The sequence below is a fragment of the Pseudomonas fluorescens genome (genome assembly GCF_000802965.1).
GTDB classification, from domain to species: Bacteria; Pseudomonadota; Gammaproteobacteria; order Pseudomonadales; family Pseudomonadaceae; genus Aquipseudomonas; species Aquipseudomonas fluorescens_A.
The window spans coordinates 1-23,992 of the sequence record NZ_JSAK01000004.1 but is presented as its reverse complement, the minus strand read 5'-3'; the positions used below and the strand labels follow the sequence as shown (position 1 = coordinate 23,992).

22 protein-coding genes, 5 tRNA genes and 1 pseudogene are annotated in these 23,992 nt (G+C 57.0%); 9 read left to right on the top strand and 19 right to left on the bottom strand.

Features of this window, described 5'->3' with window-relative positions; translation table 11 throughout:
* Window positions 1–47 precede the first annotated feature (47 nt).
* From NL64_RS03750 to NL64_RS03705, 10 genes are all read right to left on the bottom strand, one after another.
* A tRNA-Leu gene (locus tag NL64_RS03750) sits at window positions 48–122 on the bottom strand.
* Window positions 123–176: 54 nt separating this feature from the next.
* Window positions 177–449 (bottom strand): HU family DNA-binding protein, encoded by a 273-nt coding sequence (locus tag NL64_RS03745; RefSeq protein WP_002552737.1) that lies wholly within the window; start codon window positions 447–449, stop codon window positions 177–179.
* Between the two features lie 148 nt (window positions 450–597).
* On the bottom strand, window positions 598–2,994 hold the full coding sequence (gene lon / locus NL64_RS03740) for an endopeptidase La (protein WP_034146817.1): 2,397 nt from the start codon (window positions 2,992–2,994) through the stop codon (window positions 598–600).
* Between the two features lie 316 nt (window positions 2,995–3,310).
* Entirely contained in the window at window positions 3,311–4,594 is a 1,284-nt protein-coding gene (gene clpX, locus NL64_RS03735) for an ATP-dependent Clp protease ATP-binding subunit ClpX (RefSeq protein WP_007946893.1), read from the bottom strand.
* A 111-nt stretch (window positions 4,595–4,705) separates the two neighbouring features.
* Window positions 4,706–5,341 (bottom strand): ATP-dependent Clp endopeptidase proteolytic subunit ClpP, encoded by a 636-nt coding sequence (clpP, locus tag NL64_RS03730; protein WP_007970761.1) that lies wholly within the window; start codon window positions 5,339–5,341, stop codon window positions 4,706–4,708.
* 93 nt (window positions 5,342–5,434) lie between these two features.
* Complete coding sequence (gene tig / locus NL64_RS03725) at window positions 5,435–6,745, bottom strand: trigger factor (protein ID WP_034146816.1); 1,311 nt, start codon at window positions 6,743–6,745, stop codon at window positions 5,435–5,437.
* Between the two features lie 402 nt (window positions 6,746–7,147).
* Window positions 7,148–7,223: transfer RNA gene (locus NL64_RS03720), tRNA-His, on the bottom strand.
* Between the two features lie 77 nt (window positions 7,224–7,300).
* Window positions 7,301–7,385 (bottom strand) — tRNA-Leu (locus NL64_RS03715).
* Between the two features lie 56 nt (window positions 7,386–7,441).
* A tRNA-His gene (locus tag NL64_RS03710) sits at window positions 7,442–7,517 on the bottom strand.
* A gap of 32 nt (window positions 7,518–7,549) precedes the next feature.
* Window positions 7,550–7,626, bottom strand: a tRNA-Arg gene (locus tag NL64_RS03705).
* Window positions 7,627–7,901: 275 nt separating this feature from the next.
* Between NL64_RS03705 and folD the strand changes: the two genes are divergently transcribed.
* Both folD and pbpG read left to right on the top strand, forming a co-directional pair.
* Window positions 7,902–8,756, top strand: a complete 855-nt coding sequence (gene folD / locus NL64_RS03700) for a bifunctional methylenetetrahydrofolate dehydrogenase/methenyltetrahydrofolate cyclohydrolase FolD (protein WP_034146815.1) — start codon at window positions 7,902–7,904, stop codon at window positions 8,754–8,756.
* 237 nt (window positions 8,757–8,993) lie between these two features.
* Window positions 8,994–9,932, top strand: a complete 939-nt coding sequence (gene pbpG, locus NL64_RS03695; RefSeq protein WP_034146814.1) for a D-alanyl-D-alanine endopeptidase — start codon at window positions 8,994–8,996, stop codon at window positions 9,930–9,932.
* Window positions 9,933–9,988: 56 nt separating this feature from the next.
* Here the strand turns inward: pbpG and NL64_RS03690 are convergent.
* The 3 genes and pseudogenes from NL64_RS03690 to NL64_RS03680 form a co-directional block, all read right to left on the bottom strand.
* Window positions 9,989–10,205: pseudogene (locus NL64_RS03690) on the bottom strand (hypothetical protein).
* Window positions 10,206–10,222: 17 nt separating this feature from the next.
* Window positions 10,223–10,429, bottom strand: a complete 207-nt coding sequence (locus NL64_RS03685; RefSeq protein WP_034146813.1) for a DUF6021 family protein — start codon at window positions 10,427–10,429, stop codon at window positions 10,223–10,225.
* An 88-nt stretch (window positions 10,430–10,517) separates the two neighbouring features.
* On the bottom strand, window positions 10,518–11,189 hold the full coding sequence (locus tag NL64_RS03680; protein WP_034146812.1) for a peptidase C39 family protein: 672 nt from the start codon (window positions 11,187–11,189) through the stop codon (window positions 10,518–10,520).
* A gap of 224 nt (window positions 11,190–11,413) precedes the next feature.
* Between NL64_RS03680 and NL64_RS30330 the strand changes: the two genes are divergently transcribed.
* A complete protein-coding gene (locus tag NL64_RS30330; RefSeq protein WP_172668639.1) occupies window positions 11,414–11,575 on the top strand; it encodes a hypothetical protein in 162 nt (53 codons plus the stop codon).
* A 185-nt stretch (window positions 11,576–11,760) separates the two neighbouring features.
* Here the strand turns inward: NL64_RS30330 and NL64_RS03675 are convergent, their stop codons facing one another.
* Window positions 11,761–12,510: a TerC family protein gene (locus tag NL64_RS03675; RefSeq protein ID WP_034146811.1), complete on the bottom strand. Its 750-nt coding sequence runs from the start codon at window positions 12,508–12,510 to the stop codon at window positions 11,761–11,763.
* 29 nt (window positions 12,511–12,539) lie between these two features.
* Window positions 12,540–12,782 carry a hypothetical protein gene (locus tag NL64_RS03670; protein ID WP_034146810.1) on the bottom strand — a complete coding sequence of 81 codons (243 nt, stop codon included), beginning with the start codon at window positions 12,780–12,782 and terminating at the stop codon, window positions 12,540–12,542.
* A gap of 160 nt (window positions 12,783–12,942) precedes the next feature.
* Between NL64_RS03670 and nhaR the strand changes: the two genes are divergently transcribed.
* On the top strand, window positions 12,943–13,842 hold the full coding sequence (gene nhaR / locus NL64_RS03665) for a transcriptional activator NhaR (protein WP_034146809.1): 900 nt from the start codon (window positions 12,943–12,945) through the stop codon (window positions 13,840–13,842).
* A 4-nt stretch (window positions 13,843–13,846) separates the two neighbouring features.
* On the opposite strand, the gene NL64_RS03660 is transcribed toward nhaR, so the two are convergent.
* Window positions 13,847–15,004, bottom strand: coding sequence for an MFS transporter (locus NL64_RS03660; protein ID WP_034146808.1), 1,158 nt, complete (start codon window positions 15,002–15,004; stop codon window positions 13,847–13,849).
* Window positions 15,005–15,431: 427 nt separating this feature from the next.
* On the opposite strand from NL64_RS03660, the gene sstT reads away from it, so the two are divergent.
* Window positions 15,432–16,661 carry a serine/threonine transporter SstT gene (gene sstT, locus NL64_RS03655; RefSeq protein ID WP_034146807.1) on the top strand — a complete coding sequence of 410 codons (1,230 nt, stop codon included), beginning with the start codon at window positions 15,432–15,434 and terminating at the stop codon, window positions 16,659–16,661.
* A 135-nt stretch (window positions 16,662–16,796) separates the two neighbouring features.
* Here the strand turns inward: sstT and NL64_RS03650 are convergent, their stop codons facing one another.
* Complete coding sequence (locus NL64_RS03650; protein ID WP_034146806.1) at window positions 16,797–17,306, bottom strand: DUF1993 domain-containing protein; 510 nt, start codon at window positions 17,304–17,306, stop codon at window positions 16,797–16,799.
* Window positions 17,307–17,445: 139 nt separating this feature from the next.
* Here NL64_RS03650 and NL64_RS03645 point away from each other — a divergent pair, with 139 nt between their 5' ends.
* Window positions 17,446–18,093: a YceH family protein gene (locus tag NL64_RS03645; protein ID WP_034146805.1), complete on the top strand. Its 648-nt coding sequence runs from the start codon at window positions 17,446–17,448 to the stop codon at window positions 18,091–18,093.
* A gap of 183 nt (window positions 18,094–18,276) precedes the next feature.
* Here the strand turns inward: NL64_RS03645 and NL64_RS03640 are convergent, their stop codons facing one another.
* Window positions 18,277–18,795, bottom strand: coding sequence for a cupin domain-containing protein (locus tag NL64_RS03640; RefSeq protein ID WP_034146981.1), 519 nt, complete (start codon window positions 18,793–18,795; stop codon window positions 18,277–18,279).
* Between the two features lie 118 nt (window positions 18,796–18,913).
* Window positions 18,914–19,732 carry a shikimate 5-dehydrogenase gene (locus tag NL64_RS03635; protein WP_034146804.1) on the bottom strand — a complete coding sequence of 273 codons (819 nt, stop codon included), beginning with the start codon at window positions 19,730–19,732 and terminating at the stop codon, window positions 18,914–18,916.
* 245 nt (window positions 19,733–19,977) lie between these two features.
* Here NL64_RS03635 and NL64_RS03630 point away from each other — a divergent pair, with 245 nt between their 5' ends.
* From NL64_RS03630 to NL64_RS03620, 3 genes are all read left to right on the top strand, one after another.
* Entirely contained in the window at window positions 19,978–20,364 is a 387-nt protein-coding gene (locus NL64_RS03630) for a hypothetical protein (protein ID WP_034146803.1), read from the top strand.
* Between the two features lie 404 nt (window positions 20,365–20,768).
* On the top strand, window positions 20,769–23,324 hold the full coding sequence (locus NL64_RS03625) for a type VI secretion system Vgr family protein (protein WP_034146802.1): 2,556 nt from the start codon (window positions 20,769–20,771) through the stop codon (window positions 23,322–23,324).
* Window positions 23,321–23,992 (top strand): T6SS effector phospholipase Tle3 domain-containing protein (locus tag NL64_RS03620; RefSeq protein WP_034146980.1); only part of this gene is annotated, 672 nt, incomplete at its 3' end. The genes NL64_RS03625 and NL64_RS03620, both read left to right, overlap by 4 nt.

Genomic DNA, 23,992 nt, shown 5'->3' with positions numbered 1-23,992 from the left:
CCGGATAGAAGAAAGGCGCATCCGAGGATGCGCCTTCTCGTAACTGACGGAGCGGACCGATGACTCGAACTTGCGAGCCTCGGTGTCTCGGACCGGCGACCTGCCGACTGGACTACCGCTCCGCTGCCAGGTCAGGCTTGACCCCGACCCGGATAGGCAAAAACCTGAATCGAAACTTAGTTGACAGCTTCTTTCAGTGCTTTACCGGCTTTGAAACCTGGTTTTTTGGCTGCTGCGATTTCCAGTGTCTTACCGGTCTGTGGGTTACGACCGATGCGAGCTGGACGATCAGTTACGGAGAAGGTACCGAAACCAACCAGAACAACAGAGTCGCCAGCCTTGAGAGCGCCAGTGACGGATTCGATTACAGCGTCCAGCGCACGGCCAGCAGCAGCTTTCGGGATATCAGCGGATGCAGCGATAGCATCAATCAGTTCCGACTTGTTCACTCTAAGTCCCCTTATATCTATTTGAGTATGATTCTAAGTTTTTTGGTGAAAGCAAAAACGAGTGCTGAATGGCCTACAGACACTTAAGAGCCGCTTTATAACAAGGGCTCTAAAAAACTGTCAAGGAAGCCCCCCAGGCAAATACGTACTAATGCGTGCTAATTCTTTCCTTAGAATCTGCGTCGCGTTTCTCATCCTTCGCGACTATCTCCGGAGCCACATCCGGCAAGGGCTCCGGCGCGTATTGCAGCGCAATTTGCAGGACCTCGTCAATCCATTTAACCGGTTTAATCTGTAGATCTTGCTTGATATTGTCAGGAATTTCTTTCAGATCGCGCACATTCTCTTCAGGAATGATCACAGTCTTGATTCCGCCACGGTGAGCAGCGAGCAGTTTTTCTTTCAAACCACCGATCGCCAGCACCTGACCACGCAAGGTGATTTCACCCGTCATGGCCACATCCGCACGTACCGGAATGCCGGTCAACGCCGAGACCAGCGCCGTACACATGCCTACACCGGCGCTAGGACCGTCTTTCGGGGTCGCCCCTTCCGGCATGTGGATGTGCGTATCACGCTTCTCGTGGAAGTCCAGGGGGATGCCCAGGCTCTTCGCGCGACTGCGAACAACGGTCAACGCTGCGGTGATCGATTCGACCATCACGTCACCCAGGGAACCGGTCTTGATCAATTGACCTTTACCCGGCACGACAGCGGCTTCGATGGTCAGCAATTCGCCGCCCACTTGAGTCCACGCCAACCCGGTAACCTGGCCGATCTGATCCTGCTGTTCCGCCAGGCCGTAGCGGAATTTCCGCACGCCCAGGAAGTGTTCCAGCATGTCTGCGGTAACCTTCACCGAGAAGCGTTTTTCCAGCGCATGCTCTTTGACGGCCTTGCGGCAAACCTTGGCAATCTGGCGCTCAAGCCCCCGCACACCGGCTTCCCGGGTGTAGTAGCGAATGATGTCGCGGATCGCTTCGGCTTCAAATTCCAGTTCGCCTTTCTTCAAGCCGTTGGCAGTGATTTGCTTCGGCGAGAGGTATTTGACGGCGATGTTGATCTTCTCGTCTTCGGTGTAACCCGGCAGACGAATCACTTCCATCCGGTCCAGTAGCGCCGGTGGAATGTTCATGGAGTTCGAGGTGCACAGGAACATCACATCAGACAGGTCGTAGTCGACTTCCAGATAGTGATCGTTGAAATTGTGGTTCTGCTCGGGATCGAGCACTTCCAGCAACGCCGACGCCGGATCGCCACGCATGTCACTGCCCATTTTGTCGATTTCATCGAGCAGGAACAGCGGGTTGCGGACGCCCACCTTTGTCATTTTTTGAATCAATCTTCCTGGCATCGAACCGATGTAAGTACGGCGATGACCACGAATTTCCGCCTCGTCACGCACGCCACCAAGGGCCATACGGACGAATTTGCGGTTGGTAGCGTGAGCAATCGACTCCGCCAGGGATGTTTTACCTACCCCGGGAGGACCGACCAGGCACAACACCGGACCACGAATCTTCTTCACGCGCTTTTGCACGGCGAGGTATTCGAGGATGCGCTCTTTGACTTCTTCGAGGCCGTAGTGGTCGGCATCCAGAATGTCCTCAGCACGCGCCAGGTCGAGGCGCACCTTGCTTTGAGCTTTCCAAGGCACCTGAACCAGCCAGTCGATGTACGAACGTACCACGGTCGCTTCTGCGGACATTGGCGACATTTGCTTGAGCTTGTTCAGTTCCGCGGTCGCCTTGGCGAGCGCGTCTTTTGGCAGGCCAGCGGCATCGATACGTTTTTTCAGGTCTTCGACTTCGTTGTGACCTTCATCGCTGTCACCGAGCTCTTTCTGAATGGCCTTCATCTGCTCATTCAGGTAGTACTCGCGCTGACTGCGCTCCATTTGCTTTTTAACGCGGCCACGAATGCGTTTTTCGACTTGCAGCAGGTCGATTTCGGCATCCAGCAACGCCAGCACGTGTTCGACACGAGCCGACAAATCGATGATTTCGAGAATTTCCTGCTTCTGCTCGATTTTCAGCGCCATGTGCGCGGCCATGGTATCGACCAGACGCCCTGGCTCGTCGATGCTGTTGAGCGACGACAGGACTTCAGCAGGGACTTTCTTGCCCAGCTGTACATATTGTTCAAACTGGGACAGCAGGCTGCGAACAAACACTTCCGACTCGCGTTCAGGCGCGTCGACTTCATCGATCAGCGACACTTCGGCACGGCAATGGCCGTCCACTTCGCTGAAGCGTTCGACGGTGCCTCGCTGCTCGCCTTCGACCAGAACCTTGACCGTGCCGTCAGGCAGCTTGAGCAGCTGCAGGACGGTAGCAATTGTACCTACGCGATAAAGCGCGTCTTCACCGGGATCGTCGTCAGCAGGGTTTCTCTGAGCCAGCAGAAGGATCTGCTTGTCGCCCGTCATCGCTGCCTCGAGGGCTTCGATGGATTTCTCGCGCCCCACGAACAGCGGGATAACCATGTGCGGATACACAACGACATCACGCAATGGCAGGAGAGGCAATTCGATGGTTGTCTTCATGATTTCGCCTCTACGGCGGCCATAAGGCCGGAAACAGATGGAAGTAAGCTTGAAACCAAGATGGGGGCTTGTTTAGAAAAAAACAAGCGGATAAAAAAACGACTTTGAAGAACCAAGCATGCAGGGGACTGGATACATCAGAAAACCCGGTACGAGCTGTCGCCGGCTGCGATCTTTTGATCTTGCTCTTTGAAAAGCAAAGTCAAAAGATCGCAGCCTGCGGCAGCTCCTACATGGGAATGGATTGCCCGGCAGGCCAGTTCCCACAAAAGCAAAGGGGCCCGAAGGCCCCTTCTTTGTACCAGCTGCGTGACGCTTAGGCGTCTGGCGCGGCCTTGGCAGCAGGCTCACTGTTTTCATAGATATACAGTGGCTTGGACTTGCCTTCTATAACGCTTTCATCGATCACTACTTTGCTCACCTCGGATTGCGAGGGGATTTCATACATAGTGTCGAGCAATACACCTTCGAGAATCGAACGCAGACCACGAGCACCGGTTTTACGTTCCAGCGCGCGTTTAGCGACCGATTTCAGCGCGTCGGCCCGGAATTCCAGGTCCACACCTTCCATCTCGAACAACTTGGCATACTGCTTGGTCAGAGCATTTTTCGGCTCGGTGAGAATCTGCATCAAAGCAGCTTCATCAAGCTCGTCCAGCGTGGCAAGAACCGGCAAACGACCGACGAATTCCGGGATCAGACCGAACTTGACCAGATCGTCAGGCTCGACTTCACGCAGGGACTCACCGACTTTCTTGCCTTCTTCCTTGCTGCGAACTTCTGCGTTGAAACCGATGCCGCCCTTGGTGGAACGGTTTTGAATAACCTTTTCCAGACCGGAGAACGCACCACCGCAGATGAACAGGATGTTACGGGTGTCGACCTGAAGGAATTCCTGCTGCGGATGCTTGCGACCACCTTGAGGCGGAACGGAAGCGACCGTGCCTTCGATCAACTTGAGCAGGGCCTGCTGCACGCCTTCACCGGAAACGTCCCGGGTGATCGACGGGTTGTCAGACTTACGCGAAATCTTGTCGATTTCATCGATGTAGACAATGCCCATCTGAGCCTTCTCTACGTCGTAATCGCACTTCTGCAGTAGCTTCTGAATGATGTTCTCGACATCTTCACCCACGTAGCCAGCCTCGGTGAGGGTGGTTGCGTCGGCGATGGTGAACGGAACGTTCAGCAAGCGGGCCAGTGTTTCGGCTAGCAGGGTTTTACCCGAGCCTGTCGGGCCGATCAGCAAGATGTTGCTCTTGCCAAGTTCGACGTCGTCATTCTTTTTGTCACGCTGGTTCAGGCGTTTGTAGTGGTTGTACACCGCTACGGCCAAAACCTTTTTCGCACGCTCCTGACCAATCACATATTGATCAAGGATGCCGCTGATTTCTTTAGGCGAAGGCAATTTATGCGCGCTGCTTTCGGCCTGGGCTTCCTGCACCTCCTCACGGATGATGTCATTGCACAGGTCGACGCACTCGTCGCAGATAAAGACCGAGGGGCCGGCAATCAACTTGCGTACTTCATGCTGGCTTTTGCCACAGAAGGAGCAATAGAGCAGCTTGCCGTTGTCCTCGCCGTTGCGGGTGTCAGTCATTCGTTCGATCCAAATCCGATAGGCTTGCAACACAAGATGAAGGCTATTGCGGGCTTTTTCAAGCCCGCTGGTGATCGGACCCGCCGACCAACCTTATTTTGAGCTGCTTGATTAAGCAGGACGCTGGCTGATCACTTCATCGATCAAGCCGTATTCACGCGCTGCTTCTGCACTCATGAAATTGTCGCGGTTGGTGTCACGCTCGATTTCTTCAAGAGTGCGACCGCTGTGTTTGGCCATCAACGTGTTGAGACGCTCACGAATGAAGAGGATTTCCTTGGCATGGATTTCGATATCCGAGGCCTGGCCCTGGAAACCGCCCAGTGGCTGGTGAATCATCACACGCGAGTTCGGCAGGCAGTAACGCTTGCCTTGGGCACCGGCCGTCAGCAGGAACGCACCCATGCTGCACGCCTGACCGATACAGGTAGTCGACACGTTTGGCTTGATGAACTGCATGGTGTCGTAGATCGACATGCCCGCCGTCACCGAACCGCCCGGGGAGTTGATATAGAGATGGATGTCCTTGTCCGGGTTTTCCGCTTCAAGGAACAGCAGTTGCGCACAGATCAGGTTGGCCATGTAGTCCTCTACAGGACCAACCAGAAAGATCACTCGTTCCTTGAGAAGGCGCGAGTAGATGTCATAGGCGCGCTCGCCACGAGCAGACTGCTCGACAACCATCGGGACCAGGCCGCCTGCGGCCTGGATATCAGAGTTCTGCTGAATATACGAATTACGGAACATGCTCTGCAGTCACTCCCAAATAGTTATGTCTTGAATACGCATAAGCCAGCTCGAGAGCTGGCTTATGGTGTGTGCTTCTTACCGCAAAAATGATCAGTCGGCTTGTGGAGCTTCTACCGGCTTGACCGCTTCTTCGTAAGAGACCGATTTGTCGGTCACGCTAGCTTTCTGCAGAACAGTATCCACAACTTGCTCTTCCAGCACAACCGAACGAACTTCGTTCAGTTGCTGGTCGTTCTTGTAGTACCAGGACACAACTTGCTCAGGCTCTTGGTAAGCGGAAGCCATTTCCTGAATCATCTCGCGAACGCGGGCTTCATCAGGTTTCAGGTCGAACTGCTTGACCACCTCAGCCACGATCAGACCCAGCACAACGCGACGCTTGGCTTGCTCTTCGAACAGCTCGGCCGGCAGTTGGTCAGGCTTGATGTTGCCACCGAACTGCTGAACAGCCTGCACGCGCAGACGGTCAACTTCGTTGGACAGCAGAGCCTTAGGCACTTCGATCGGGTTGGTGGCCAGCAGACCGTCCATTACCTGATTCTTGACCTTGGATTTGATCGCCTGACGCAGCTCGCGCTCCATGTTCTTGCGAACTTCGGTGCGGAAGCCTTCCAGGCCAGTTTCCTTGATACCGAATTGAGCGAAGAATTCTTCGGTCAGTTCTGGCAGCTTTGGCTCGGAAACAGTGTTCACGGTAACGGTGAACTCAGCGGTTTTGCCGGCCAGGTCGAGGTTCTGATAGTCCTCTGGGAAGGTCAGGTTCAGAACACGCTCTTCGCCGGCTTTAGCGCCAACCAGACCGTCTTCGAAGCCAGGGATCATGCGGCCGGAACCCAGAACCAGCTGAGTACCTTTGGCGGAACCGCCAGCGAACACTTCACCGTCAACCTTGCCAACGAAATCGATGTTCAGCTGGTCTTCGTTTTGAGCAGCGCGATCGGCCACTTCGAAACGGGTGTTCTGCTTGCGCAGGATGTCCAGCATCTTGTCCAGATCGGCATCAGCCACTTCAGCGCTCAGGCGCTCTACAGTGATACCTTCGAAACCGGCAACGGTGAACTCAGGGAACACTTCGAAAACAGCAACGTATTCCAGATCCTTGCCAGCTTCGAGCGACTTAGGCTCGATCGAAGGCGAACCTGCCGGGTTCAGCTTCTGCTCAACCACAGCTTCGTAGAAAGAGGACTGGATCACGTCGCCTACAGCTTCCTGGCGAGCTTCAGCACCGAAACGGCGCTTGATTTCGCTCATTGGCACTTTGCCTGGACGGAAGCCAGCAATCTTGGCCTTTTGGGCAGTCTGCTGCAGACGCTTGTTGACCTGAGTCTCGATGCGCTCAGCCGGCACGGTGATGCTCATGCGGCGCTCAAGAGCAGAAGTATTTTCAACAGAAACTTGCATGGATATTCCTCGTTGCACAGACGTTAGCCGGCCGTTTCCGACCCCAGAATCAAGGGCATGCATTCTAGTGGGTCAAACTCAAGAAGTCACCCTACTGAAAACGGGTAAAAACGCAGCAGGCAATTTATAGGTGCGAATGCACGGATGCACCTCGCCCCGGTGGCAAATACAGCCAATCACGCCAGGGCTCTGCGCCAACCCTTCTATATATAGAAGAGGCTGCCAATCATCTCCCTGACAACCGATCTTGCGAGCAAGGCCGGCGGGCAGCGCGGCATCATCGAGAAACATAAATACGACGAAACGCCCTGCCCCTGCGACCCAGTACCGGCAGCCGCTGGACACTCAAACCACTGAAACAAAAAAGGCGCCAGACTGTTAAATCTGGCGCCTTTCGAAATATGGGGTGGACGATGGGGATCGAACCCACGACAACGGGAGTCACAATCCCGTGCTCTACCAACTGAGCTACGCCCACCATATTACTTTGCAAAAAAGCCAAACAACTTCTTTGCTGACCCCAACCAGGCCAATCGACCTGAGTGAAGCTTTATTTGGTGCGGATGAAGAGACTCGAACTCTTACGCCTCGCGGCGCTGGAACCTAAATCCAGTGTGTCTACCAATTCCACCACATCCGCGAGTGAGGCTTTTAAAGCAAAGGCGCCAGACTGTTAATCTGGCGCCTTTCGAAATATGGGGTGGACGATGGGGATCGAACCCACGACAACGGGAGTCACAATCCCGTGCTCTACCAACTGAGCTACGCCCACCATATCGCGTTACTTGTGCCAATGCTGCCTAATGGCGCACCCGGCAGGACTCGAACCTGCGACCATCCGCTTAGAAGGCGGATGCTCTATCCAGCTGAGCTACGGGCGCCTTATTAATCTGTACCCTTGAAGGACTACAAACTAAATGCTTTCCAGTTTTGCAGAACCGTAATTCCGCTCGACCTTCTTAACCAGTGCTAGGCTGTGCCCGACAAGTGCGACGAATAGTATAGAGCGCCCCGAAGGTCGTCAAATCCTTTTTAAAAAAAATTCATTTAATTAAAGGGGTTAGGGGAATTTGCAGACCAAGCGCCTTTGCCCTCACCGCATGACATGCGAGAATGCGTTCTCTTTTTTTCCCCTCTCGATGGTTAATCACGCGCAATGACTGCACAACTAATCGACGGCAAATCGATCGCCGCCAGCCTGCGCCAGCAGATCGCCCAACGCGTCAACGAGCGTCGCCAGCAAGGCCTGCGCACGCCCGGCCTTGCGGTGATCCTGGTCGGCAGCGATCCTGCCTCTCAGGTTTATGTCTCGCACAAGCGTAAAGACTGTGAAGAGGTCGGCTTCCTTTCCCAAGCTTATGACCTGCCTTCCGAAACCACTCAAGAAGCGCTGACCGATCTGATCGATCGCCTCAACGACGATCCGGCAATTGACGGCGTTCTGCTTCAGCTGCCTCTTCCTGAACACCTGGACGCGTCCAAACTGCTGGAGCGCATTCGTCCGGATAAAGACGTCGACGGCTTCCATCCTTATAACGTCGGCCGTCTGGCTCAGCGCATTCCGCTGCTGCGTCCGTGCACCCCTAAAGGCATCATGACCTTGCTGGAAAGCACCGGCGCCGATCTGTACGGCATGAACGCCGTGGTGGTTGGCGCTTCCAACATCGTTGGGCGCCCGATGGCGATGGAATTGTTGCTGGCCGGTTGCACCGTGACCGTCACTCACCGTTTCACCAAGGATCTGGCCGGCCACGTCGGCCGTGCCGACCTGGTGGTGGTGGCCGCCGGCAAGCCGGGCCTGGTCAAGGGTGAATGGATCAAGGAAGGCGCGATCGTGATCGACGTCGGCATCAACCGTCAGGACGACGGCAAACTGGTCGGTGACGTGATTTACGAAACCGCCCTGCCCCGCGCCGGCTGGATCACTCCGGTACCGGGCGGCGTTGGCCCGATGACGCGTGCCTGCCTGCTGGAGAACACACTGTACGCGGCCGAAACCCTGCACAGCTGAGTTTCCCCGCAGCGGTAAACAGTGAGTCGAAGAACCCCGCCCATGGCGGGGTTCTTTTTGCCCGCAAAACAAGGACGACCATCCGCCGGAAAATTACATTTTTTTCATGTTTCAAAGGACTTTCACCTACGGCTCGAACAACCATCGACAGTTATTCAGCCATACTCCAGAATGTCGCGCTTTTTGAGTAATAGCCCGTTACAAAACGGCTTATCAACACTTTATGAGTCTGCCAGCGTGAAAATCCGTCTTTCCATCCTGAGCCTATTTTTCGCCGTTACAGGGACTTTCATCACGCCGATCGCCAGCGCTGGCGAAACCACCGCAGCGCCTCGCGACACCTCGCAACTCAAGCTCGCTTCCGGCAGTTCCTTGCTGCTGGATATGCAGACCCACACTGTCATCTATGCCAACAACCCGGACGTCGTTGTGCCCATCGCTTCCGTCAGCAAACTGATGACCGGCCTTGTGGTGGTTGAGGCCAAGCAGAACATGGACGAGTACATCAATATCGACATCAGCGACACACCGGAAATGAAAGGTGTGTACTCCCGGGTAAAACTCCGAAGTGAACTTCCGCGCCGGGAAATGCTGCTGATTGCCTTGATGTCCTCTGAAAACCGCGCCGCCGCGAGTCTGGCTCACCACTATCCGGGCGGCTATGCCGCGTTCATTGCGGCAATGAACGCCAAGGCCCGGGCGCTGGGCATGACCAACACCCATTTCGTCGAGCCGACCGGTCTCTCCCCGCGCAACGTTTCGACCGCTCGCGACCTGAGCAAACTGTTGATCGCCGCGCACAAATATCAGCTGCTGACCGACCTGAGTACGACCAAGGAAAAAACCGTCACATTCCGCAAACCCGTTTACAGCCTCGGTTTTCGTAACACTGACCACTTGGTCCGTAAGGACGACTGGGACATCCAACTGACCAAAACCGGTTTCACCAACGCAGCAGGTCATTGCCTGGTGCTGGTAACCCGTATGAGTAACCGCCCGGTTGCCCTGGTGCTGCTTGACGCTTATGGCAAATACACGCACTTTGCCGATGCCGCGCGCATCCGCAATTGGGTTGAAACCGGCAAGAGCGCCGCCGTGGCTTCTGCAGCCCTGCAGTACAAATCGGACAAGAACCTCAAGCAGCGCCAGACCGGCGTGGTTGAAGCGTCGAAGTAAGCCGAAAGCCACATCAAACAAAAGCCCCGATCATGCGGGGCTTTTTTTGTGTCCAGTTAGTCGTTGGGCAGCGGCATCTGGTCGTCATCCGGAATGCCATCACCTTTGCTTGGGTCTCGCCAGCCCTGCGGATGTTCGGTCGGGCACCACCGTCGGCCGTGCGAGCGGATCGCGCATCGGGCTGTCAGGGTCCATCACCGGATCCGTGTCCTGCTCGGGCGTAGTTGGCACGGTTTCCGGACGTTTGTCGTTGAAGCTCGAATCGGTAGACATACTCACCTCCATAGGACCTAGGGTTTCAGATCACCGAGTGGATCGTAGGGTTTGGCGGGAGCCTTGGGATTGTCACCCGGCTTTACATCCCTGGGCGCCTTGGCCGGGCCAATGGGATCGACCGCCGGATCAGCAAGGTCAGGGGAATCGGGATCAAAATCCAACTCATCGCCAGATGAATGCTCGGACGAGTGCGGGCCATCGGGGGTATTGGAATGTGCCATGGACACCTCCTGGTGGCCCGATGAAAACCGGGCCTTATCTATCAGAGGCTGACAACGTGCGGTGGTGCCGTGCGGGTGACGAACGGACTTACTGGGCGTTCAACGCTTTTTTCGCCCGGGCGGCGGCTTGCTCTTGACCCGCCTGCGCGAGATCGTTCGCTGCCTTGAGCCAGCGCTGCTGATCGACGTTAGCCGGGATTTGCGTGGGTGCCTGAATCAACACCGCCCATCCACCGGCATCTTTGAACGCCGATTCGAACGAACCGAAACTCATCAGCAGCCGCTGGTCCATTCCGGCGCGCAACAAGACGGTCTGCTTCTGACGGTTGTACCCGCTCAGAATCGCGTAGCGCGGCTCGGACCAGAGCGCCGAGCCTTCAGTGAAACGCACCATCACCGGATAACCGGCCGCGACCTGGGTCAACAAGGCCGGCAGATTACTGTCGAGGGGATACACCATCATCCCGTATTCACGGGCGAGGTTCTGCATGTTCTGTTGTAATTGCGCTTCGCCGCCCGGCAGGTGCAACGGCTTGTCGAGCAAGCCCGGGGTGATCACGATGCCCTGTTGCGACAGCATGCTCGCCAGCACTTGCGGCCCGCTTTGATTGGCTACGCCCTTGTAGAACCTGCCGCTGAGTTCGACACGCTCCGGCAAACGCTTGATCTGCGGAGAGACGCTCCCGGCGCACCCCGCCAGACTGGTTACGCACCCCACAATCAGCGTCGCCGCTAGAATTCGAGAAATTACCCGCACCATCATCACTCTCTTGTTCAGACGCCAGGCAATCGCATTCCCGGCTTAGCCGTCGATCATAGGATGCCGCGCGCCAGCGGTATAGCCTTAACCGGCAGTTGATGACCTTGGATAGAGCGAACTGATTGGTCAGAGTCGACCTTCGGTCAATAGCCTGAAACACGCCAGCGACTAGACTGTCACTTGCAAGGTGAGTGTGCCCGCTGCAGGGCAAAGAGGAGGCAACGATGAGCCTGACAATGACAATCGTGATGTTGATTTCCGGCTGGCTGGCCGTTGCCGCCGCCATGTTGTGGGGCGTTCTGCGCATTACCCGTCGGCATTATCACCCTCCGGTTCAACCAGTAAAACCCGCCAAGGCACCCGGCCGTCACGCCAGCGCCCACTGATAGCCATACCCGAATCGTCCCCTGCAGGAGTTGCCGCAGGCTGCGATCTTTTGACTTTGATTTCCTGAAGATCAAAAGATCGCAGCCTGCGGCAGCTCCTACAGGGTTCAGTGTGAACGCTTTTTGTAGGAGCCGGCTTGCTGGCGATAGCGTCATTGAGAACGCCATCGCCAGCAAGTCCAAGGTCAAGCTTCAGCGGCTACCCGCTTCTGCCGGGCCCGACGCGACATCATGTTCAGAATCTCGATCGCTGCCGAGAACGCCATGGCGGCATAGACGTAGCCTTTCGGTACGTGGGCGCCGAAACCTTCGGCGATCAGCGTCATGCCGATCATGATCAGGAAGCCCAGGGCCAGCATCACCACCGTCGGGTTGTCGTTGATGAACTTGGCCAGTGGATCAGCCGCGAGCAACATCACAAGTACCGACACCACCACCGCGATGATCATGATCGGCAAATGCTCGGTCATGCCGACAGCGGTGATGATGCTGTCGATGGAGAACACCATGTCCAGCATCAGGATCTGACCGATTGCAGCGGCAAAGCCCAAGGTCACAGTCGAAGTCGCTGACTTCGGATCTTCCGGAGCCGGGTCCATGCTGTGATGGATCTCGGTGGTAGCTTTCCACAACAGGAACAGGCCACCGGCAATCAGGATCATGTCTTTCCAGGAGAAAGCGTGGCCGAGAATCTCGATCACTGGCGCCGTCAACTGGACGATGAACGCGATGGTGCTCAACAAGCCCAGTCGCAGGATCAACGCCATGCCGATACCAATGCGCCGCGCTTTCTGCCGATGCTGCTCGGGCAGTTTGTTGGTCAGGATCGAGATGAAGATCAGGTTATCGATGCCGAGCACGATTTCCATCACCACCAGGGTGGCCAGGGCAACCCACGCGGTGGGGCTGGCAGCAAGTTGTAAAAGGTATTCCATGGGTCAGTCCTGACTCGTTGTAAGACGGTTTAGATTTCCTGGGAGGAAGATTCGGTTTTTTCCGACTCTTTTTCCGTTGATTCTTTTTTGCTGATCAACCCGCCAGTGGCATCGCTGAGTGCTTGTTCGGCGGCTTTGTGGGTGTCGTCGATGGCTTGTTTTGCGCTCTCGGCGGCTTTACCCATCAATTGTTGAGCACTTTTCTCAGCCTGATCGCAACCGGCCAATACCAGTAAAGATGTGATCACCAGAGCCGTGGCTTTAATTTTCATGATGCTTCCCTCGATAGAACGAACGGGACCGAAACATTGGCCCGTTGATAGCGACGCATTCTAGGGAGGCAGACACTTCAGTAAAATTCGTATTTTTAGCGCGTATACTTCGATTTTTACGAATCCAGAACACTAGCTTTTTTGTAGGGGGACCGTATAGATGCTGAATTACCGACAGCTGCATTATTTTTGGGTGGTGGCCAAGACTGGCAGCATCGTGCGCGCCTGCGAACAGCTGAACCTGACGCCGCAGACCATCAGCGGGCAGATCTCGCTGCTCGAACAAACCTATGGCATCGAGTTGTTTCGCCGGGTCGGCCGACAGCTTGAGCTGACTGAAGCCGGCCGACAGACCCTGCCCTACGCCGAGCAGATGTTTCAATTGGGTGGCGAATTGGAGTTGATGCTGCGGGCGCAGCCCAACGAGCAGCAGATTCTGTTCCGGGTCGGCGTGGCTGATGTGGTGCCCAAGTCCATCGTCTATCGCCTGATCGCGCCGACCATGGAACTGAGCGAACCGTTGCGCATCACCTGTCGCGAAGACAAGCTTGAACGGTTATTGGCCGACCTGGCGATCCAGCGCCTGGACCTGGTGATCTCCGACAGCCCCATGCCCTCGCACCTGGACATCAAGGGCTATAGCCAGAAACTCGGTGAATGCGGGATCAGTTTCTTCGCCACCGCTGAGCTGGCGGCGCGTTACGGCCAGGACTTTCCTGGCAGCCTGCACGGCGCACCGCTGCTCATTCCCGGCCCGGAAACCGTAGTGCGTAGCCGTTTGCAGCGCTGGTTCGCCGAACAGCAGATCCAGCCGAAGATTGTCGGCGAGTTCGATGACAGCGCCTTGATGCAGGCCTTCGGGCAATCCGGCAGCGGGATTTTTATCGGCCCGAGCGTGATTGCCGATGAAGTGAAACGCCAGTATGGCGTGGAGGTGATTGGCCAGACCGACGCGGTGAGCGAGTCGTTCTATGCCATTTCGGTGGAACGCAAGGTCAAGCACCCCGGCATTGTCGCTATTACCGAAGGTGCCCGACGCGAGCTGTTTACCGAACTGTGAAGCGTCAGGCGCAGACTTCGCGCGGCTTGAAGGTCATCAGCGCGATGGCCAACAGAATCGAGGCCAGGATAAACGCGGCTGCGGCGAAACCGAGGCCTTGCAGGCCAACACTGTCGATCACCCGGCCACCGATCATCGCACCCAGGCCAATTCCGAGGTTGGCCCCGGCGATGTTCAAGGATGCGGCGAACGCCGGTGCTTCCGGCGCCGCCTTCATCAAACGCACGTGGCTGACCAGGAACAACGCCGCCTGAGTCACGCCCCAGATGCCCATCGCTGCCGCCAGCCCCATGGGCGAATGAATGTTCGGCACCAATGCCACCAGGCCGGCGATCATGAACGCGCAGAACATCATCGAAGCCATCAACGGATGACGATCCACCGCACGGCCACCCAGAGAGTTGCCGATCAGCCCCACCGCACCGAAGCCCATCAAACACCAGCCAACCACCGTACCGTTGAAACCGGCCAGGCGTTCAAGGATGTCGGCCAGGTAGGTATAAGCGGTGAACATGCCGCTGAACACAATCACCGACAGCAATACGTGGCCGATCATCAACGGGCTGCGCAGGATCTTGAACTGTGAACGAAAGCTCACTTGATGCTGATGCAGACTGGTTTTCGGCAGATAGATAAACAGCAACAACGCCTTGGCAAAGGCGATCACCGCCAGAATGCCAAAGGCACTACGCCAGCCGAACGCATCGGAAATCAGCGTACCCACCGGAATGCCGAACACCGTGGCGCAGACAATGCCAAAGCCGATCTTGGCGATGGCGCGTCCGGCATAGTCCGGCCCGACGATGTCCACCGCCGTCTCGCTGGCCAGCGCCCAGAACACCGGCAGCCCCAGCGCCGGAATCAACCGGGCGAACGCCATCACCCAGATGTTCGGGGCGAAAGCCGCGAGGGTGTTGGCCAGGCCAAACATGATCAGCACCGAAATGAACAGCTTGCGCCGCTCGAAGCGGGCAAAAAACGCCGTGAGGAACGGCCCGAACGCGGCAACGGTGAAGGCGAACAGGGTCACCAGCAACCCCGCTTGCGGGATGCTGACGTCCAGATCACGGGCGATGGCCGGCAACAGGCCGACGATGATGAACTCCGTGGTCAGCACCGTGAAACCGGCAGCGGACAACAGAAGAATGGGCAACAACCGCATGCAAAACTCCAGAAAACGACGACACCAGCGATAGCCCGAAGGCTCACTGGCAAACTTGAAAATGAGGATGGCGAAGCTTAACAGAGTGTTTCCAGATGCGGTTGCACGAACCTGCAAATCCCGTTGAACACATGGGTGGCAGATCGTCACAGGTCTGAAGGATTATGCCGACGCTATGATAAAGTCGCGGCCTTCATGCCCAAACACTGAACCTGTGGCGAGGGAGCTTGCTCCCGCTGGGCAGCGGAGCGGCCCCAACAAATGGGCCTGCTGCGCAGTCCAGCGGGAGCAAGCTCCCTCGCCACAGGATAATCCGCGTTGGCATTACACCTGCGCCCCCCTTTCGGTTTCCTGCCAGCGGCCTGCCCCGTTTGTTGCCGCAAACCTGCGAAACCATGCATTTATAAAAAATCAGAGATGCCGTTTTATGACCACTTCACCCTCGCTATTGCAACGCCTCAAACGCCTGAGCCTGGTCACGCAGATCGTGATCGGCCTGATCGCCGGTATTGCCCTGGCCCTGTTCGCGCCTGAAACGGCGAAGTCCACCGCGTTTATTGGCAAAGTGTTCGTCAGCGCACTGAAAGCGGTCGCACCAATTCTGGTGTTTGTGCTGGTCATGGCGTCAATCGCCAACCACAAGCACGGTCAGGAAACCCATATCCGGCCGATTCTGTTTCTGTATTTGCTCGGCACCTTCGCTGCGGCGGTGGTCGCGGTAGTGGCCAGCATGATATTCCCGTCGAGTCTGGTGCTCTCGACCCAGGATGTCGCGGTGACGGCGCCGGGCGGTATTGGCGAAGTGCTGCAAAGCCTGTTGCTGAGCGTGGTCGATAATCCGGTGAGTGCGCTGATGAACGCCAACTTCATCGGCATTCTGGCCTGGGCCATCGGTATGGGCATCGCCATTCGTCATGCCGGTGACACCACCCGCGAAGTGCTGGGCGATTTGTCCAACGGCGTGACCTTGATCGTGCGCCTGGTGATTCGTTTCGCGCCGCTGGGGATCTTTGGCCTGGTGGCTTCGACCCTGGCCACATCCGGTTTTGGTGCCTTGATCGGTTACGCGCATCTGCTGGCCGTGCTGTTGGGCTGCATGCTGTTCGTGGCGCTGGTGATGAACCCGGCCATCGTCTTCTGGAAGCTGCGCCGCAATCCTTATCCGCTGGTGCTGATGTGCTTGCGCGAAAGTGGCATTACTGCGTTTTTCACCCGTAGCTCGGCGGCGAACATTCCGGTCAATCTGGAGTTGAGCAAGCGTCTGGGGCTGCATGAAGACACCTACTCGGTATCGATTCCGCTCGGTGCCACCATCAACATGGCCGGCGCGGCGATTACCATTACCGTGCTGTCCCTGGCGGCGGTGCATACGCTGGGGATTGCCGTGGACTTTCCGACGGCGATCCTGCTCAGCGTTGTTGCGGCGATCTGTGCGTGTGGCGCTTCGGGTGTGGCGGGTGGTTCGTTGTTGCTGATTCCGTTGGCGTGCAGCTTGTTTGGCATTCCGAGCGAAATCGCGATGCAGGTGGTGGCGGTGGGTTTCATTATCGGGGTGTTGCAGGATTCGGCGGAGACGGCTTTGAACTCTTCTACGGATGTGCTGTTCACGGCGGCGGCTTGTCTGGGTGAAGAAGAGAAAGCCGAACGATTGGCTTAACCCTTTTCTGTAGGAGCCCGGCTTGCCGGCGATGGCGATCTGAAGTGCGCAATCGCCAGCAAGCCGGCTCCTACAGAGGCAAAAAGAAGCCCGCCAAGGCGCAAACCTTGGCGGGCTTTTTTGTGGCCGGGCGGTTTAGAACGCGCCCATGTAATCGCGCTTGCCCACTTCCACACCGTTGTGACGCAGCAATGCGTAGGTGGTGGTGACGTGGAAGAAGAACTGCGGCAGGCCGTAGCTCAGCAGGTAAGCCTGGCCACTGAAGCGCTTCTCTTTCGGCGTGCCCGGACGGGTGACGATTTCGATGCCTTCCTTGCCGTTGATCTGCTCTGGCTTGATCTCGCCGATGTAGGCCAGAACCTTGGCGATCAGTGCTTGCAGCTCGGCGAAGGTGGTTTCGGTGTCTTCGTACTTCGGCACTTCGACTTCGGCCAGACGCGAGGAGACGCCTTTGGCGAAATCAACGGCGATCTGCACCTGACGCACCAGCGGGAACATGTCCGGGAACAGACGAGCTTGCAGGAATGCGTTCGGGTCGATGTTTTTCGCGGTGGCGTGGGCTTCGGCCTTGTTCAGCACATCGCTCAAGGCGTTGAGCATTTGTTTGAAAACAGGGACGGAAGCGTCGTACAGGGAAATGGTCATGGCAGTCTCATGTGGTGACAGGAGGGAAACGTGGGCCGATTATAGCCATGCCGGCCCCTCCTGCGGCTTGTCTTTTATCTTGCAAGGATTACGCTAGGCGGCTTCAACGGCATGCTTCGACTGCATAGGGAAAAGCGCGATGAGCACTGAACAAGAACAGACTTTCGACGAACCGCGCCTCAACAGCACGGAAATCCGCATTCTGGGTTCGTTGATCGAGAAACAAGCCACCAGCCCGGAAACCTATCCGCTGACCCTGAATGCCTTGGTGATTGCCTGCAACCAGAAAACCAGCCGCGAGCCGGTGATGAACCTGACCCAGGGCCAGGTCGGCCAGAGCCTGCGCGCCCTTGAAGGCCGCGGCTTCACCAAACTGGTAATGGGCAGCCGCGCGGATCGCTGGGAGCACAAGGTCGACAAGGCGCTGGAATTGGTACCGGCCCAGGTGGTTCTGGCGGGGCTGCTGTTCCTGCGCGGCCCGCAGACGGTCAATGAACTGTTGACCCGCAGCGGCCGCATGCATGATTTCGAAGATGCCGAACAGGTGGTGCATCAACTTGAGCGCTTGATTGCCCGAGGTCTGGCGCTGCTGATTCCGCGTCAGGCCGGTCAGCGTGAAGACCGGTATATGCATGCGCTGGGTGATCCGGCGGATATCGACGCAATTCTTGCTGCACGGCAAAACCCGGTCGAGCGTGGTGGCGCAAGTGGTGTTTCGCTTGAGCGGATCGAAGAACTCGAGGCGCGGATTGCGGCGCTGGAAGAGCGATTGGCGCGGCTGGAATAACCGTTTTCAACTCATTTCAAATAAACCCTGTGGCGAGGGAGCTTGCTCCCGCTCGGCTGCGAAGCAGTCGCAAACCCGGCGAATCGATTTTTTCAGAATGACCGCACCGCCTGGTTTCAAGGCTGCTCCGCAGCCCAGCGGGAGCAAGCTCCCTCGCCACACGTTCGCGCGCTTTCGGGTCAGTTACTCCCCATCCCAGTAATCGACACCATCCCCCGGCCGAGCCACCGCAACAAACCCCGACGCATTGCCTTCGGCATCGACCTTGAAGTCATCCATCACCGCATACTTTCCGGAATCCGGGTACTCGCAAATGTCCGGCGATTGCTGGGTGCTGACCGCCAGGTATCGCAGTTCGCCGTTGCTGGTATTGATGATCTGGTGTGCCTTTTCAGGGCCGCCCGCCGGGCAGGCAATCACGTCCCCGGCTCGGATCGCAAAGCGTTCGTCACCTAGGCGCAGTTCCCCTTCCCCGGCCACCACGTAAAACATTTCTTCGTTGACCCGATGACTATGAAACGGACTACCGCGCATGCCCGGCTCCAGCGCATACAAGCGATACCCGAGCTTCTGCGCACCCAGTTGCTGGCCAATGCGCGCCTGGCGCTGTTGATAGCGACCGGCGGTTTCACCGGTTGGGGCAAAGGCTTCGGGCAGCGGTTCGAGTTCGACTTGATTCAGGTTGAGAATGGGGGGATGCATGGAAACCTCCTTGATCTTGTTGTAAGGCAACCAGCAAAAGATCACAGCCTGCGGCAACTCCTACTGGGTGCACATAAATCCCATGCAGGAGCTGCCGCAGGCTGCGATCTTTTGATCTTCAACTGCGCGCAAACGCCACCGCTTTCTGGAACTGCTCATCCGTCGGCCGAACACCGGTATAAAGCACAAACTGCTCCAGCGCCTGGATTGCGATCACTTCCAGGCCGGTGATTACTTGCTTGCCTTCAGCACGACCGCGCATGATCAGCGGTGTTTCCGAGGGAATCGCCACCACATCAAAGACAATGTCCGCTGCCACAATGACTTCAGCATCAAACGCCAATTGACCGGCCTCCGGTCCCCCATCCATGCCAACCGGCGTGACGTTGATCAGCATTTGCGGGCGTCGGGCACCCAGCTCTGCTTGCCATTCATAATTCAGCGATTCAGCGAGCGACCGGCCAGCAGTCTCGTTGCGGGCCACGATCAGGCCGTTTTTGTAACCGCCATCACGCAGGGCACTGGCCACGGCTTTGGCCATGCCACCGCTGCCACGCAGGGCAAACGTGGTGTCCTTGGGGACTTCGTGGGTTTCCAGCAGTTGCGCAATGGCAATGTAATCGGTGTTGTAGGCCTTGAGATAGCCCTTGGTGTTGACGATGGTATTGATCGATTGAATGGCGGCCGCGGAGGCGTCCAGCTCGTCAACCAGAGCAATACAGGCTTCTTTGAACGGCATCGACACGCCGCAGCCACGAATGCCCAGGGCACGAATGCCGCCAACAGCGCCCGCAAGGTCCTGGCTACTGAAAGCCTTGTAGTAGAAATTCAGCCCCAATTGCTCATACAGATGATTGTGAAAGCGCAGGCCAAAATTGCCCGGTCGTCCGGAGAGAGACATGCACAATTGCGTGTCTTTGTTGGGGTTCATCTGCATGTGAAGCTCCTTCCAATGCACTTTCGGATGGACGGGATTAGCCAGTCCACCGTGTTCTGATCGATAGTATTGCGGTGCCTGTTCGCACCCTCAAATGACCGTAAGCAAGCGGGTACAGACCTTACACAAAATTTACCCTGTGGCTGTGCTGATTTTGCAAAAAACGCTGTCTTAGATGTATCCCCGCGACAATCCTTGAGTCTATTGCAGACACAAGCGCCGGGTCGAAGAACCGAGGAATTATCATGATCCGTAAAATCCCCACAGTAGCCTTGCTGATCGGCGCTCTCGCTGTCGCAGGACAGGCGCAAGCCCATGGCGGTGGTGGTAATGACGCGGCGGTATTTGGAGCGATCGTCGGTACGGCCATCGTCGGCTCGGCCCTGATCAACGCCAACCGACCGGTGTATGTCGCGCCACAACCGGTGTATGCGCAGCCGGTCTACGCGCAGCCGGTCTACGCCCAACCGGCTCCGGTTTATGTTGCCCCGCCACCGGTTTACTACCAGCCGGCGCCCGTCTATGTGCAGCAGCCGATCTACTACCGTCCGGCACCGGTTTACTACGGACCACCCCGTGGCTATTACGGCCCGCCACGCGGTTACTATGGTCGCGGCTACGGCCACTACTGACGCAATCATCAAGCCCTGCTGCAATAGCGGGGCTTTTTTTGCGACCGCTCTACGCTCCAGCGTGGTAACACATCCGTTGCCGCCCAGCTAAATCTACCGGTCAAAACACAGCGCATTTCAAGCTACGCCCGTTGCTGTGCGTAGGACGGTTCTTAGGACCTTTCTGATTTACATTTTGAACATTAAATCCGTTTCCGGACTATCCCCCAGCATCTACGCCCCCCTTGCGTCTTTCATCCGGCAAAACCCCGACAAAGCCACCACATCGCCATCATTGTGCCCATGAATTTGCGCCCGCTAACGTCCAGCCATCACGGCTCACTCAGTGGACAGGACGTCTTACCTGATCCTGCGGCTGATACTTTCAGGAGTGCTCCAGGCTTAAGTCGGAGCAAAAATGTTAAATGGACCTAGCAGCTATCTTTGCGCCCCGGAATCGGCGCTTGTTCAACCTAACCACCGCGACCAGCGATGAGCAGGCGCTGCTCCTTGAGCACTTCAGCGGCACAGAAAAAGTGTCGACGCTGTTCAGTTTCGAGCTGTCGCTGATCAGTCGCGATGCCGGACTGGAGCTGAAATCATTAATCGGCAAACCCACGCTGCTCGAGATTGAATTGGGGAATGGCGAGTCCCGCTTCATTCACGGATACATCACCCGCTTCAGCCTTTTGAAAAGCGACGGTGGCCTGGCGTACTACTCAGCGACACTCAGCCCGTGGATGTGGATGTTGTCGCGACGTTTCGACTGCCGGATATTTGAGGAGCAAACGGTTGAAGACATCATTCGCACGGTGTTTGCGAACTATGGAGCACTGTCCCGGTTTGAGTTCCGCATTAACCAGCCTTTGAAAAACCATAGCTACACCACCCAATACCACGAGAGCGATCTGAGTTTTGTCTTGCGTTTGATGGAGCAGGACGGCCTGTTCTTCTACTTCGACCACACCAAGCAAGGGCATGACCTGATCATCACCGATCAATCAAGATCCCTGGCTCCACTGCCGCAGCAACCGCAGATTCGTTACCACAGTGCATCTGTCACCGAGAAAGCCGACTCGATCACCCAATGGAGCAGTCATCGAGAACTGCAATCGGGAAAAATGGCCATCCAGACATTCGACTACAAACAACCCAGACATCGGCTGCCCATTCACATGCGCGGCATAAACGATCAGGGCGACGTCGAGCCCTACGAGGTTTACGACTTCCTGGGGCATTACAGCCATGGTCTACCCGAGGGCGGCGAAACCCTGGTACGCCATCGCATGGAGGCCATGGAAGTTCAGGGCAAGCGGTTTACCGGTAGCAGTACCTGCCGGGCCATGCAGCCGGGGTACACCTTTGAATTGACCCAGCACTTTGATCACGAAGGGGATGTAGCGGCTGATCGACAGTTCCTGCTGCTATCGGTCGAGCATCAGGGTCGCAACAACTACCTCACGGATGAACCGGCGCAGTACAGCAATCAGTTCACCTGTATCCGCCAGAAAATCCCTTACCGGCACCCGATTACAGTGCCGCGCCCGAGAATTGCAGGGCCGCTCAGTGCCATTGTGGTCGGCCCCGCAGAAGAGGAAATCTTTACCGATGAAATGGCTCGCATCCAGGTCAGGTTCCACTGGCAACGCGCGGACAGCCTACCGCTCGGCACCACTTGGGTAAGGGTGGCCATGCCCAGTGCAGGCAGCGGTTTTGGCCATCAATTTTTGCCACGAATTGGCCAGGAAGTGCTGGTGACGTTCCTCGGAGGCGACATTGACCGCCCTCTTGTCACTGCGGTGCTGTACAACGGCGACCACTATCCTCCGCACTTCAGCAATGCAACAGGTTTGCCGGGCAATCGGGCGTTGTCGGGAATCCAGACCCAGGAACACAAGGGCCGTGGCTTCAACGAACTGCTGTTCGATGACACGCCAGGAGCGTTACGCGCGCGCATGGCAACCACCCATCAGGCCACGGCGCTGAATCTGGGCAAACTGACTGATCCTCGAACTGACGGCAAGGCCCGGGCGCGGGGTAACGGCGTTGAGCTGCGCACCGATGCCGCCATTGCATTGCGGGCAGCCCAGGGCATGTTGCTGACGACCTATGCGCGCCAGAATGCGCAGGGCTCGCAGCTTGATCGGGAAGAACTGCTCAAGTTGCTGGCCGAATGCGGCGAACTGTTTCAAACCCTCGGCCAGACTGCCGCTGCACGGGGTGGCCAATCGGTGGACCGCCAAGGCATCGAAGCGCTCCGTGAGTCCTTGAGCCAATGGCCAGCCCCGGACAGCAACAATCCCGGCGCCCCGCTCATGGCCGTTGCGGCTGAAGCGGGAATCACCAGCGCCACGCCTCGCTCGCAAATTCATTACGCCGGTGAAAACCACGACACCACTGCTCAGGATCATTTGCAGTTGACCAGCGGCGCGGCCATGCGCCTTCAGGCCGGCAAAGGTATCAGCGCCTTTGCCCAGGATGATGGCATCAGCGCCATTGCCAATCGCGGCAAGGTGCTGATCCAGGCTCAGGAAGACGACATCACCGCCAATGCCCAAAAGAACCTGCACCTGTCTGCGGCCGAAGGCGAGGTCGTGATCACGGCGCCCACCATTCGACTGGTAGCGGACGACGGCAGCTTTATCAGGATTGGTGGCGGCGTGGAGATTGGTACGCAAGGCAAGGTCTTGGTGCATGCCAGCGATCACGATTGGACAGGACCCAAGACTGACAGTGCTTCACCGCCCTTGTTCGGCCGTGACTCTGCTGCCCGACGCGTGGCTCTTCACTATCCCGGCCATGACGATACCGGCGCCCGATTGGCCGCCGAGCACGCTTACCAAATCGAAATGGAGGATGGCAGCGCGGTGCAAGGACTGACGGATTCAAGCGGACTGACCGAACAGGTGGAGAGAGAGGAGATGCATCAGGCGCAAGTGGCCGCGTTGCGTGGCAAAGACCCGAAAGGTGGCAGCCAATGAGCCGCGGAGATATGCATTGTGTAGCGCAAATCACAACCCGCCTGCTGCCCAACTTCCACGCCCCACTTAAAATGGAGGTTCCCGCCGACCTGCCGGGGGTGGTGATTTTCCTCCACGGCGTGAACGATCCCGGGGCGTCGTATGAATCAGTGGAAACCGGGTTGTGTCAGGGGGTGAACGAGCGGCTGGATCGGCCGGATCTTAAGGCGGGGCGGTATGGGGCTAAATACCAAAAGGCCAAAGAATCGCCTCGGGACACTTGGAAAGACAAAGAAGAGCAAATACTTGACGACCCTGATACTTATCTCTATCAGCGTGACACAGACGCCCCCAAAACCCGCAGCCTGATGATCCCGTTCTACTGGGGCTATCGGGCCGCTCCGGAACACGTCAAGCGTGATGACGCCGGCGATCCGTTTCGGATGCGCAATCAGTTTCAGGACATCCAGGGCAATCGCCTGGATCGCCACTTTGCCAAGGCCGGTGGTTTTTTCGTGAATGCCACCAACAATCTGGCGGAGATGTATGGCGAGGGTTTCAAGTCCAACTTGAAAACCGCCACCGTCGAACACCTCAAACCGAACAATTACCTGCTGTTCGCCAACGCGCCGCTGCGGCATTACTTTGTGTTTGCCGCACACCGACTCGCGATGCTGGTCAGTGAAATT

What these genes read in the sequence shown, in the direction of transcription:
- lon (WP_034146817.1), bottom strand. Translation starts at nt 2,994, where the DNA reads ATGAAGACAACCATCGAATTGCCTCTCCTGCCATTGCGTGATGTCGTT.
- clpX (WP_007946893.1), bottom strand. Translation starts at nt 4,594, where the DNA reads ATGACTGACACCCGCAACGGCGAGGACAACGGCAAGCTGCTCTATTGC.
- clpP (WP_007970761.1), bottom strand. Translation starts at nt 5,341, where the DNA reads ATGTTCCGTAATTCGTATATTCAGCAGAACTCTGATATCCAGGCCGCA.
- tig (WP_034146816.1), bottom strand. Translation starts at nt 6,745, where the DNA reads ATGCAAGTTTCTGTTGAAAATACTTCTGCTCTTGAGCGCCGCATGAGC.
- folD (WP_034146815.1), top strand. Translation starts at nt 7,902, where the DNA reads ATGACTGCACAACTAATCGACGGCAAATCGATCGCCGCCAGCCTGCGC.
- NL64_RS03685 (WP_034146813.1), bottom strand. Translation starts at nt 10,429, where the DNA reads ATGGCACATTCCAATACCCCCGATGGCCCGCACTCGTCCGAGCATTCA.
- NL64_RS03680 (WP_034146812.1), bottom strand. Translation starts at nt 11,189, where the DNA reads ATGGTGCGGGTAATTTCTCGAATTCTAGCGGCGACGCTGATTGTGGGG.
- NL64_RS30330 (WP_172668639.1), top strand. Translation starts at nt 11,414, where the DNA reads ATGAGCCTGACAATGACAATCGTGATGTTGATTTCCGGCTGGCTGGCC.
- NL64_RS03675 (WP_034146811.1), bottom strand. Translation starts at nt 12,510, where the DNA reads ATGGAATACCTTTTACAACTTGCTGCCAGCCCCACCGCGTGGGTTGCC.
- NL64_RS03670 (WP_034146810.1), bottom strand. Translation starts at nt 12,782, where the DNA reads ATGAAAATTAAAGCCACGGCTCTGGTGATCACATCTTTACTGGTATTG.
- nhaR (WP_034146809.1), top strand. Translation starts at nt 12,943, where the DNA reads ATGCTGAATTACCGACAGCTGCATTATTTTTGGGTGGTGGCCAAGACT.
- NL64_RS03660 (WP_034146808.1), bottom strand. Translation starts at nt 15,004, where the DNA reads ATGCGGTTGTTGCCCATTCTTCTGTTGTCCGCTGCCGGTTTCACGGTG.
- sstT (WP_034146807.1), top strand. Translation starts at nt 15,432, where the DNA reads ATGACCACTTCACCCTCGCTATTGCAACGCCTCAAACGCCTGAGCCTG.
- NL64_RS03650 (WP_034146806.1), bottom strand. Translation starts at nt 17,306, where the DNA reads ATGACCATTTCCCTGTACGACGCTTCCGTCCCTGTTTTCAAACAAATG.
- NL64_RS03645 (WP_034146805.1), top strand. Translation starts at nt 17,446, where the DNA reads ATGAGCACTGAACAAGAACAGACTTTCGACGAACCGCGCCTCAACAGC.
- NL64_RS03640 (WP_034146981.1), bottom strand. Translation starts at nt 18,795, where the DNA reads ATGCATCCCCCCATTCTCAACCTGAATCAAGTCGAACTCGAACCGCTG.
- NL64_RS03635 (WP_034146804.1), bottom strand. Translation starts at nt 19,732, where the DNA reads ATGCAGATGAACCCCAACAAAGACACGCAATTGTGCATGTCTCTCTCC.
- NL64_RS03630 (WP_034146803.1), top strand. Translation starts at nt 19,978, where the DNA reads ATGATCCGTAAAATCCCCACAGTAGCCTTGCTGATCGGCGCTCTCGCT.
- NL64_RS03625 (WP_034146802.1), top strand. Translation starts at nt 20,769, where the DNA reads ATGGACCTAGCAGCTATCTTTGCGCCCCGGAATCGGCGCTTGTTCAAC.